General features: G+C 42.7%; 9 protein-coding genes and 1 tRNA gene. 6 read left to right on the forward strand and 4 right to left on the reverse strand.

The annotated features are described in order from the left end of the window. The first annotated feature begins 13 nt into the window (after positions 1 to 13). Genes DFP77_RS03275 through DFP77_RS03300 form a run of 6 tightly spaced genes read left to right on the forward strand, consistent with a single transcriptional unit; the run spans position 14 to position 6944 of the window. Positions 14 to 925 carry a DUF58 domain-containing protein gene (locus tag DFP77_RS03275; protein ID WP_114410870.1) on the forward strand — a complete coding sequence of 304 codons (912 nt, stop codon included), beginning with the start codon at positions 14 to 16 and terminating at the stop codon, positions 923 to 925. Then, positions 925 to 1428, forward strand: coding sequence for a DUF4381 domain-containing protein (locus tag DFP77_RS03280; protein WP_114410871.1), 504 nt, complete (start codon positions 925 to 927; stop codon positions 1426 to 1428). The genes DFP77_RS03275 and DFP77_RS03280 overlap by 1 nt, the downstream gene beginning before the upstream one ends. After that, on the forward strand, positions 1421 to 2449 hold the full coding sequence (locus tag DFP77_RS03285; protein ID WP_114410872.1) for a VWA domain-containing protein: 1029 nt from the start codon (positions 1421 to 1423) through the stop codon (positions 2447 to 2449). The genes DFP77_RS03280 and DFP77_RS03285 overlap by 8 nt, the downstream gene beginning before the upstream one ends. Further along, positions 2446 to 4182 carry a VWA domain-containing protein gene (locus DFP77_RS03290; protein ID WP_114410873.1) on the forward strand — a complete coding sequence of 579 codons (1737 nt, stop codon included), beginning with the start codon at positions 2446 to 2448 and terminating at the stop codon, positions 4180 to 4182. Before DFP77_RS03285 ends, DFP77_RS03290 begins: the two co-directional genes overlap by 4 nt. Next, positions 4176 to 5993, forward strand: coding sequence for a BatD family protein (locus DFP77_RS03295; RefSeq protein ID WP_114410874.1), 1818 nt, complete (start codon positions 4176 to 4178; stop codon positions 5991 to 5993). The genes DFP77_RS03290 and DFP77_RS03295 overlap by 7 nt, the downstream gene beginning before the upstream one ends. Positions 5994 to 6020: 27 nt before the next feature. Continuing rightward, positions 6021 to 6944 (forward strand): Dyp-type peroxidase, encoded by a 924-nt coding sequence (locus DFP77_RS03300; protein ID WP_114410875.1) that lies wholly within the window; start codon positions 6021 to 6023, stop codon positions 6942 to 6944. Positions 6945 to 7042: 98 nt separating this feature from the next. On the opposite strand, the gene DFP77_RS03305 is transcribed toward DFP77_RS03300, so the two are convergent. The 4 genes from DFP77_RS03305 to lon all read right to left on the reverse strand — a co-directional run bounded on the left by DFP77_RS03305 (position 7043) and on the right by lon (position 11822). Beyond that, entirely contained in the window at positions 7043 to 8869 is a 1827-nt protein-coding gene (locus tag DFP77_RS03305; protein WP_114410876.1) for a SurA N-terminal domain-containing protein, read from the reverse strand. Positions 8870 to 8945: 76 nt separating this feature from the next. Beyond that, positions 8946 to 9022 (reverse strand) — tRNA-Asp (locus DFP77_RS03310). Positions 9023 to 9029: 7 nt separating this feature from the next. Then, a complete protein-coding gene (hbs, locus tag DFP77_RS03315) occupies positions 9030 to 9302 on the reverse strand; it encodes a non-specific DNA-binding protein Hbs (RefSeq protein WP_012069435.1) in 273 nt (90 codons plus the stop codon). 126 nt (positions 9303 to 9428) lie between these two features. Further along, positions 9429 to 11822 carry an endopeptidase La gene (gene lon / locus DFP77_RS03320; RefSeq protein WP_114410877.1) on the reverse strand — a complete coding sequence of 798 codons (2394 nt, stop codon included), beginning with the start codon at positions 11820 to 11822 and terminating at the stop codon, positions 9429 to 9431. Positions 11823 to 12001 lie beyond the last annotated feature (179 nt).

A 12001-nucleotide genomic window follows, 5' to 3' on the forward strand; every position in this document is an offset into this window, starting at 1 on the left:
GGCAGCCAGTACGATGAGCCCATTATTATCACCTGAATCTCCTGAGCTAGATGACGCCCATTTTGCTCTGTTGGCTAATTACGCCAAGCATCTAGGACGCGCTCCCAAAGCCATTCGTTTTGCAACGAATAACGGGGAGCGTCGCACACGACAAAAAGGTCATGGCATGGAAATGCTTGAGCTTCGTGCTTACCAACCCAGTGATGATTTACGTCATATAGATTGGCGAGTAACTGCGCGAACAGGCCAAGCCCACACTCGTCTGTATGCTCAGGAAAATGACCACCAGCGACTTTTGTTATTGGACCTTTCCAGTAGCGCGTATTTCGGCACGCGCCATACCTTTATTTCAACACGCCTTATCCAATTAGCTGGCATTATTGCATGGCGCTCCAAACAACAAGGCGACACCTTGTCTTATCGAATCGCTTATGGAAACCAAGACTACGCCAGCAATAAATCAGGCTCTCTGCCAATATTACTAAACGCCCTTAAAGATGCCTCTACAGTTGGAAATAGAGCCAAGGGCAACAGTTCTTCAAGCATTTGGTCCAATACGCTACTCACTAGCAAAGTTCACAATAAAGATGTCATCATATTGACGGACAAGCAAAGCTGGAACCAAGACGAAGAAAGCGAACTGATGAAACTGGCAGAGCACAATACTGTACATTGGGTCCAGGTCATCGACAGCAACACCTTTAACTTACCCTCTGGCCAATATCAAATGGCAGACAGCAACGGCATCAAATCTGTATCAGTTAGTAAGAAGAGTATGCAGCAAGCCAAGGCGGATTTTTTCACTCAGAACACCCTGATGCGCAAAAAACTGGCATCCTTTGGCATTCGCCATCAAATTTTTGATATCACCGAATCGCCAGAGAAAATTGCCCGATATTTGTTATCGCAAGGAGCACTTCACTAATGACTGCGGCACTGGCTCCAATACAATCTCAAGCGCAAACACAAGCAATCGATTTACCACACAAAGCGTACTTACTACCTCAATCTGTTCCTATGTGGCCACCAGTTTGGTGGACATGGCTCATTGTTGCAGCCGTTACTCTAATCATTATAGGCTTGCTAATTTTGTGGTATCAGCGCCATAAAAAGCGCACTTATCGGCGAGAGGCTTTATCAAACATCCGTAAAGCAGCCGACGACCTAACTGATAAAGAATGCATTCAGCTTTGCCATGAAATGGTTCGTCGCTGTTTAATTAGTGAAGGCAAAACCGAAACAGCTGCACTGCCAAGCCAAGCTCTATTCTCTATATTGGATAACTCCATGCAGGCAAAACACCAATTTGCCTCGCTTTCCAGCGAGTTTATTGACGGCCCTTATAGAAACCAAATTGAGCTAAGCCAAGAACAACGCAGCACTATGATTAAAAACACCTGTTATTGGATAAGGAAGCACCATGCTTGAATTGTCTTGGCCTTGGTTTCTTCTGCTTTTGCCCTTGCCTGTTATTATGTATTTTTCACCAAAAGCCAAACCCAAAGGTGATGGGATTTGGTGGGGCAACAGCGAACACTTTGTTAACCATCAAGATAACAAAGCACTCACCAAGCGTCCTAGCCTTCGCTATGGTTGCTTACTGATGTCTTGGATTTTATTAGTCTTTGCTATCACGCAACCTGTTTGGCTGGGTGAACCCACAAAAGTAACGCCATCGGGCCGTGATTTGCTGATTGCCCTCGATTTATCTGGCAGTATGCAAGTTAGTGACATGGCACTGAACGACCAACCTGCAAATCGATTAGAAGCTGCAAAATCTGTCTTGTCTGGCTTTATCCAAGCTCGCCGGGGTGATCGTATTGGTATCATTGTATTTGGCTCAAAAGCCTACCTTCAAGCACCTCTAAGTTTTGATACAAAAACAATCAATCAATTGGTTCAAGAAGCACAAATCGGTTTTGCTGGCGAACAAACCGCCATTGGCGACGCTATTGGATTGGGCATCAAAAGACTTGAAGACAAACCATCTGATAAAAAAGTGCTGATTTTAATGACGGATGGCGCGAACACCGCAGGCCGAGTGCAACCTCAACAAGCTGCTGCATTTGCGGCCTCTCAAGGTGTGCGCATTCACACCATTGGGATAGGGGCAGACAGTATGATTGTACAAAGCTTCTTTGGCCCTAAAGCGATCAATCCCTCTAGCGATCTAGATGAAACGTTACTAAAAAATATTGCAGCACAAACAGGTGGTGAATATTTCCGTGCCAAAAGCACACAAGACTTACAAGCTATCTATCAAACGCTGGATACATTAGAGCCAACACCTACGGAAGATATTTGGCAGCGACCATTAACCAGCTTATTTCATTGGTTGGGTCTTGGCTCTATCGCCTTTTTGGCTTTATCACTGCTTGCCAGTCAGCAACTTAAATTAAAAAAATCTTCTCGTCGTAAAAGCGGCCCCGTCAGAGGAGATCAACCATGATGCTTTTTGACCTTATTCATTTTGAGCGCCCTTTATGGCTTTTTTTATTGCCTATTACCTTAATAATGGCATATTTCATTACTGCAAAAAGCGCCAACAGCCACACTCTCAGCAAGATCGTCGACCAGCGCCTCATGCAGCATTTGGTATACGAAAATACGTCTAGCAACCTAAACAAATGGCTAGGGTTAGCGACGGTTTCATTGTGTTGGATTGGTTTAGCGGGCATTAGCTGGACGAAAGCCCCAACAACCATGTTTGAAAATACTCAAAAAACGGTCTTGGTGGTCGACCAATCTATGTCGATGTACGCCACGGATCTTAAGCCTAATCGCCAAACTCAGTTAAAACAAACCGTTCGAGACATTTTGGAACAAAGCAAGGAAGGCGAAATTGCCTTAGTCGCATTTGCTGGTGAAGGTTTTGTTATCAGCCCTTTTAGCCAAGACAGAGAAACCATCACGCATTTTTTACTCGCATTAGATCCAATCATCATGCCAGTGTATGGCAGTAATTTAACCAGTGGTATCGAAACAGCTTTATCACTTAGCCAAGATACTACTGAGCCACTGCATCTTATTGTGCTAACCGATGACGTAAGCGAACAAGACCAGAAAGGCATTCCCGCGTTATTTAAAGGTAAAAACATACAACTAGACCTTGTTGCTGTTGGCACCCAAAACGCATCGTTAATTAAACTACCCGATGGGCAGATCCTAAGAAAAAATGGCCAAAATGTAATGCCATCGACTCCCATTGACGATTTAAAAGCTTTAACCTCATCTCTTGGTGGAAGCTTTTATCAGGGGCGTTTAACACCTCAATCATTAAGCCAAATCACAGACACCTCATTGAGTAACGAGCAGACTCAGAAAGCGCAAAACAAAAGCATTCACTGGATAGAGCAAGGCCATTGGTTTGCCCTGCCCTTTTTGCTTTGGCTGGCATTCCAATTTAGAAAAGGCATGCTATTTATGCTACTTCTAAGCGTGTTTTACTTTCCTTCTGACAAATCTTATGCCGCCCCGCTTGATTGGTTTCTAACACCGGATCAAAAAGGCCAGCAAGCAGTCGACCAAGGCAACTGGCAAGCGGCTGATCAATACTTTCAGCAGCCAGAGTGGAAAGCGGCATCGTCATACGCATTAGAAAATTACCCAGAAACCGTCCAACAATTAAATAATTTGAGCAGAAATGCCGCTGATAATTATAATTTAGGCAATGCTTTGGCATTATCTGGCGAAACCGACCAAGCCATTAAGGCTTATGAAAAAGCACTTGAGCAAGATCCATCGTTAAAAGCTGCCAAAGACAATCTCAACTATTTAAAAAAGCAGCGACAAGAGCAACAGAAGAAAGACCAACAAAAAAAAGAACAAGAAAAGTCTAAACAGCAGAGCCAAGACCAGAATCAGGATAAGCAATCGGATTCAAGTGACAAAAATGACTCAAAAGATGAGCAACAACCAAAAAAAGACGAGAAAAATAACGAAAAACAAGACAACACCAAAACTCCTGAGGATAATAAGCAAGATGAAAACTCAGACAAACAAGATCCAAATGAGTCAGAAAAGACACAATTAGACAAAGAAAAAACACAGGCGCTGAATCAGTGGTTGAGACAAATTCAAGACGATCCAGGATTGCTGCTACAACGTAAGCTCTGGTATTTACACCAAGAAAAGCGCAATGAAAATCGATTTTCGCAAGAGGATGGGCAAAACCCATGGTAATGAAGCAATACCTTCTTTCATTAATATCGCAAAACAAGCCACATCGCTTGTTTTTCTCACTAATGACAACTTTGCTTTTTATTATATTATCAAGCTCACTTCATGCTGCCAGCGTTACTGCTTCACTTAATAAGAATGTTTCCAACGAAAATGAAGTGGTGCAACTAACTCTACGTGCTGACTTCTCAGATACGGGCAACGGCCCCGATCTAACACCATTAGAACGCGACTTCGATATTTTAGGAAAAAGCCAAAACAGCCAATTTAGTTTTAATTTAGGCACGAGTACAGCACTGAATTTTTGGGTTGTTACCCTGATGCCAAAATCCGTCGGCACCGTTGAAATACCCCCTATCAAAATAGGCGACCTTGAGTCTCAGCCGATTCGGCTGACTGTAAAAAGTTCGCCTCAGCTATTGGACAACAATGGCAATCCGCCCGTGATGATCAAAACAGAAGTATCTGAAGTGGAACCTTACCTTCAACAAGAGGTCATCCTAAGCGTAAAACTCTATACGTCTGTCGCCTTACAAAATGCGAATCGTTCAGTACCGTCGCACCCAGATATTGTAGTAGAAAGACTGATCGATGACCAAATGAATTATCAAACCGTCAATGGCACACAATATCAGGTCATTACACGTGAATATTTAGCCTTTCCACAGCGCAGCGGCCTACTGACAATTCCACCACAAAGTATTCAGGCGATGATCAATACATCGACAGGCCGACGAATGATTAAGGTTCAAAGTGAGCCCCTTAACCTTCAAGTCATTCCGATTCCAGCAAGCTTTACAGGTGACGCTTGGCTACCAAGCGAAAAAGTGACTGTCTCAACTAGTTTAGAGAAAACAAATGATGCACCAAGAGTTGGTGACACATTGATTTGGACAATTGACATCAAAGCCGATGGTGCGCTGCCTGAGCAAATTCCAACGCTAGAGTTTAATAGCACGCGAGACTATAAACTGTACCCAAAACCACCTCAGTTTAATAACCAGAAGAATTCAACCGGTGTAACTGGCAATCAAACGATCGTTGTTGAAGTTGTTCCAACCGAGGAAGGGAGCCTATCGCTGCCCGATATAAACATTACTTATTGGAACACAGACGAAAGAGCCATAAGTACCGCGAGCGCGTCAACAGACAGTATTGAGATTGCTCCGCTTCCAAACAGCACTGGGCAATCAGACGAAACAGCAGGCAACAACCCAACGATTAGCGATCCATTACCCGCTCAAAGCCGATCCATTGCTCCGATATCTTTGGCCAAAAAAGCGGTTAAACCTGCCAATACAGACAACCAAATAGAAGTAGTACCCGAAACGTCAAACGAGAGTAAATCGCTGCGAGACTACCTCATTAGTGGATTGCTTATCCTTGCCGTTCTTATGTTAGGCGCATGGATAGCCTCTTGGCTAAAACGCAAAAAACTAAAAACAAACACAGACAGTGATGTTCCGACACTGCAAGAGTTTGCTCCTCTCAGCACTTTAAGTGAACAAAGCGCTTATAAAGCATTAATTGAGTGCTGCCAGCAGAACAACCTACAGTCATTAAGACCAAGCCTATTGGAATGGGCTCGTCACCGCTGGGGAGATGATGAAATTCGTAGCGTAGATGACATTAAACGCCTCACATCAGTTCAGGTCACCCAATTGCTGATGGAAGCCGAAATAATGCTTTACTCAAATAACCCCGCCCACGAATGGCACGGTGAACCACTTGCGGATGCTTTAGAAGAATTCACAAGCGGGCAAGAAAAGCCTTCTAAAGCCAGTCAATTAAAAACGCTCTACCCAAATTTTTAACCGACATTTAATTTAAAAAGGACCATCATGATGACACCTTTTCAATCTGGCATAATCGCCGAAGCGTCAAGTGACGCCCTTTTCATCACACTTAATGTCAATAGATCAGAAATCGATACGCTTACAAGCGCCCTAGCTGCCACTCCAGCCCTTATTGGAGAACTACAAGCACAATTCCCAGACGCTGAACTTCATGCTGCTGTAGGCCTTAGCAGCTTAATATGGGATGAACTAGACTCTGCACGACCAAAATTTCTTGCACCTTTCCCTCATATCACAGGTAAAGATATTGAGTTGGTATCAACGGACGTTGACTTAGTTCTTCACATTCGATCTTCTCGCCACGATGTGACTTACCAGCTAGGTCAGGTTCTGTTTACTGCTCTTGGAAAAAGCGTCACATTAGTAGATGAAGTCAGCTGCTTTAAATATCTTGATAACCGAGATCTAACTGGCTTTGTTGACGGCACTGAAAACCCTGCAGGCGAACAGCGTAAGTCGGTAGCTTTGGTAGGTGATGAAGACTCTAGCTTTAAACAGGGTTCGTATTTCAACCTGATGTGCTTTGTTCATGACTTAGAAAAATGGGAAAAAGAAGACCTTAAAACTCAAGAAGACGTATACGGCAGAACTAAACATACAAACCAAGAATATCCATCATCAGAAAAATCGGTACATGCACATACTAAACGCACTTCATTAAAAGATGAGAATGGCGAGTCGTTGGAGATATTACGTCACAGCATGCCCTTTGCGTCTTTAACCGAAAAAGGTCTAATGTTTGCCAGCTACAGCAAAACTCCTGTTATTTTTAATATGATGTTAGAAAGCATGGTGAAAGGTGATGAAAATGGCAACACAGATAATCTAATGAAATACACCCAAGCGACAACAGGGCAAGCATTCTTTATCCCATCCAATGATTGGCTGCAGTCTTGCGCCAATAAATAGCACCTAATTACTAATACCTAACAATAGTTATCCAATAAAAAAGCCACTTCAAATTGAAGTGGCTTTTTACTTTTTTCTATACGTTATATGTCGATCAGTTAACGTTCGATCTTCGCATTATTCTTTAAAAGATCTTGTTGGGCTTGAGTACTCAAACTCGCTTGAGTTTGATTCAAGTAGCGCTCATAAGCCAATTTCTGATCATCAGAAAGTGTCAAATCACCAACTGCAACATCATTTAAGCGAATCAGCACCAAATCACCGTTAGACAAACTTTCGATACCAACAACTGGAGTATTTGCTTCTGGGTGCGGTAGAGAAAAAGCCAAAGACGTAATTTCGTCTTGCCCACGCTTAGCGGCCTCTACAGATGTCCATGACACTGAGTTAGACTCTTTAGTCTTCTCTGCTTTCGCCTGTAGCGACTCTACCGCCTTATTCTGCACGACAATAGAAGCTACCTGCTCTTTCGTTTCATCGTAAGACTGGAAAGACTCTGGCTGGAAATCATTCAAATGGACAACAGCAACTTGATCATCACTCAGTTCAATCAAATTACTATTTTGGCCATCTTCCAAAACCGCAACATCGAACGCAGCAGCAATAACAGAAGGGTTACTAGTGATTTCATCAGAACCACCTTCTCTGCCAAAGTACGCGCTCTGAAGGATATCTACATCGTACTCTTTGGCGATAGCATCAAGCTTGTCGCTTGCATAAGCCAAATCAGTAATATCTTCATGCGCAGTTAGTAAAGCATCTCTAGCTTTGTCTTTACGCAGAGTTTCTTCTAGTTCTGCTTTTTTGGAGGCAAAACTTGGCACATCTGGCGCTGTCACATCATCCAACTTAATTAGGTGATAACCGAACTGAGTTTTAGCCTGTTCAATGTCACCTTTTTTCATCGAAAACAACACATTATCGAACGCTTCGTCTATGGTACCTTGCTCAACATAGCCTAGGTTACCACCATCATTTTTCGAACCGATATCATCAGAGTATTCTGCCGCCAAATCAGCAAAGCTTGCGCCTGATTTTAACTTATCTTGAACTTCATCGATAAGTGCTTGCGCTTCTTCATCCGATCTATCTGATGTCTCAATTAGAATATGCGACGCTGATCTTTCTTCTTGAGGCAAACTTGAAATAGAAGCTTGGTAAGCGTCCTGCAATTCAGCATCGGTGACATTCACTTTGTTGTAAAAGTCTGAGCTGGAAACAACAACGTAGTTTAGCTTAACCTGCTCAGGTGTTTTAAAACTGTCTTTATGCTCATCATAATAGGCTTTCAGCTCTTCATCAGTCACGCTTGTTACTTCTGACTCATCAGCTAATGAAAAAGAAACATAATCATACGATCTAGTTTGTGACTGAAGCTTTGAAACACCATCCACTTGATAAGGCAAAACAAATTCAGAGCCTGCAATGGCATTACGTGGCTGCTGAATAAGAACATCTTGCTTAATACGCTCTTTAAAAGCTAAAGGCGTAAATCCAAGAGAGCGAATGAAATTAAGGTATTTATTTTCATCAAATTGCCCATTGGTTTGAAACTGTTCAGCTTGTAGTAAATACGCATTCACCTGAGCATCAGAAACACCCAAGCCCAATTCTTTTGCTTGATTAGCTAATACTACACGCTGGACAAGCTCGTCTAATGCCCGACGCTGCAGTAAATTGTCTTCCAATAATGCTGGATTAATTTGCCCACCCATCATCGAAATTAATTGTCTACGCTGCGTTTCTGCACCTTGTAGCATTTGAGTGCGGCTAATATCAACACCATCAACCTCTGCTACCTTGTCGGATGAGCTAAAACTTTGAACCAAGGCATCTACGCCAAATAGAGCAAAAGTCACAACGATAAAACCAACAATGATCTTTACCACAATTCCTTGTGACTTATCTCTGATATCCTGGAGCATTACTGCCTCCAAATGAATGAATTAAATGTCCAATAAAAAAGGTGCATTCCGCTTGGAATACACCTTTTGTGTCTAATGGCGGAACAGACGGGACTCGAACCCGCGACCCCCTGCGTGACAGGCAGGTATTCTAACCAACTGAACTACTGCTCCAAAAACATTAGTTTACAGCGTCTTTAAGACCTTTACCTGCCTTAAAGCCAGGAACCTTCGCCGCTTTAATTTGGATTTCCTCACCAGTTTGAGGATTACGGCCTGTACGTGCCGCACGTTCTTTTACTGCAAAAGTACCAAAACCAACTAGTGTAACCTGGTCACCTTTTGCTAAAGCCGCTTCAATTGCTTTTAGTGTTGCGTCAAGAGCATTGCTAGCAGAAGCTTTAGATAAATCAGCAGAAGCTGCAATAGCATCAATCAATTCAGATTTGTTCACGTTGTACCCCTTCAGTATTTTCGTGGTTCCTTAATTTTTTTTCGGCTCAGTATAAATACCTACCAACAAGGCCGAGCGAGAAGTTATACAAGCCCGACCTACTCCCTGTCAACACAGGATATGACCTTAATGATGACTTACAGTTTCTTGTTCATCAACAGTTTTTTCACTAGAAGGTAAGGTTTCTACCTTTTTTGGTGAAGGAATGTACTCTAAAGCAATATCCAGTACCTCATCAATCCATTTGACAGGGATGACTTCAATGTCTGCTTTGATATTATCAGGAATTTCCTTCAAATCACGAGCATTTTCTTGCGGAATAAGAACTGTTTTTATCCCACCCCTGTGAGCCGCTAGAAGCTTCTCTTTAAGCCCACCAATAGGTAGCACCTCCCCACGCAGGGTAATCTCGCCAGTCATCGCCACAGAGGCCTTAACGGGGATCTTAGTTAGCACTGACACAATAGCTGTACACATCGCCACGCCCGCACTAGGCCCATCTTTCGGAGTCGCCCCTTCCGGAACATGTAAATGAAGGTCGGTTTTTTCATGAAAATCTTCATCAATTCCCAGACCAACAGCTCGACTTCTGACAACTGTTAATGCTGCTTGAATAGATTCTTGCATCACATCGCCAAGCGAACCTGTCTTAACATGACGACCTTTTCCTGGCACTCCAGCCGCCTCAATGGTCAATAATTCACCACCAACGGAGGTCCAAGCCAAGCCTGTAACTTGGCCAATTTGATTTTTTTCTTCTGCTTTACCGTAACTAAATTTATGAATTCCAGAAAAATCCTCTAAATTAGCACTAGTTACTTCCACTGCTTTTGCGTCTTTTGCTTTGGTTAGAGCTTGTTTTTTAACTACACGACGGCAAATCTTACTTAACTCGCGCTCCAAACCACGCACACCAGCCTCTTTTGTATAGTAACGAATGACGTCCATAAGCGCCTCATCCGTCACCTGAATTTCCTTCTCTTTTAGTCCAGCTTGCTTAATTTGCTTAGGCAATAAATAACGCTTCGCGATGTTAAGTTTTTCGTCTTCGGTATAACCAGGAATACGAATTACTTCCATACGATCAAGTAATGGACCAGGAATATTCATACTATTAGACGTACAGATAAACATCACATCTGAAAGATCGAAATCTACTTCAAGGTAATGATCATTAAAAGTATGATTTTGCTCTGGATCAAGCACCTCTAACAGTGCAGACGCAGGATCACCACGTTGATCCATACCCATCTTATCGATCTCATCCAATAAAAAGAGTGGATTCTTAACTTTCACTTTCGCCAATTTTTGCAGCAATTTACCCGGCATAGAACCAATGTAGGTACGGCGATGACCACGTATTTCAGCCTCATCACGCACCCCACCAAGCGCCATACGAACGTATTGGCGATTCACAGCTTTGGCAATAGACTGACCCAACGAGGTTTTACCAACACCCGGAGGCCCAACCAAACAAAGCACAGGCCCTTTTACTTTCTTTACTCGCTGCTGAACTGCCAAGAACTCTAAAATGCGCTCTTTAACATCTTGCAGGCCATAATGGTCTTGGTTAAGGATCTTCTCAGCATAAGCTAAGTCATTACGTACTTTACTGCGTTTTTTCCAAGGCAGTGATGTTAACCAATCAATATAACCACGGACAACCGTTGCTTCTGCTGACATTGGTGACATCATGCGTAGCTTTTTCAATTCAGCTTCCGCTTTGTCTTTTGCCTCATCAGACATACCCACTTCATTAATTTTCTCTTGAAGTGCGTCTAACTCATTTCCACTGTCTTCCATATCACCCAGTTCTTTTTGAATGGCTTTCATCTGCTCATTCAAATAGTACTCGCGCTGGCTTTTTTCCATCTGTTTTTTAACACGGCTACGGATGCTTTTTTCAAGGTGAGCAATATCTAACTCGCCATCCATCAAACCTATTAAATATTCACCACGACCAGTTAATGAATCTATTTCCAATACTTTTTGCTTATCTTCAAGCTTCAGGCTCATATGGCCCGTGATGTTATCAATCAATTTTGATAGGTCATCAATAGACTTTAAAGAAGACACCACTTCAGCCGGAATACGTTTGCTACCAGCCACATATTCATCCAGCTGCTTAATAAGCGCATTACGAATCACGTTATGCTCAGCGTCATCTTCTTCTTGAATATCTAACTCGGTAATACGACCAAGCACAAACCCTTCGGCCTCTTCCATAGACTCAAGGCGAGCACGCTTTCCACCTTCAACAAGAACCTTAACCGTTCCATCTGGTAGGCGTAGCAACTGCATCACTTTTGCAGTGGTACCAATTGAGTACAGATCCCCTAACACTGGGTCATCTTTCGATGCATCTTGCTGAGCAACAAGAAAAACATGCTTATCATTTTCCATAGCAGACTCTAATGCCGCTATGGATTTAGCACGTCCAACAAATAACGGCAGGACCATATGGGGATACACAACCACATCGCGAAGTGGCAACATTGGCAGTAGTAAAGAATCTGTCATATTTTCTTCCAATCCGGGGCGCATATTAACAAAGCGCACTTTTCAAATTTAAACAACGATTAGGAAAGAGATAAGGGCGATGCCCGAAATTACAAGCATCGTAACCATTTGAATTTAGTCTACACAGTGTTTTAAAGCGAAACATCATAAAAAAAGCCGAATTTAAGTAATTACACTTA

The organism is Marinomonas foliarum (assembly GCF_003337275.1).
GTDB classification, from domain to species: Bacteria; Pseudomonadota; Gammaproteobacteria; order Pseudomonadales; family Marinomonadaceae; genus Marinomonas; species Marinomonas foliarum.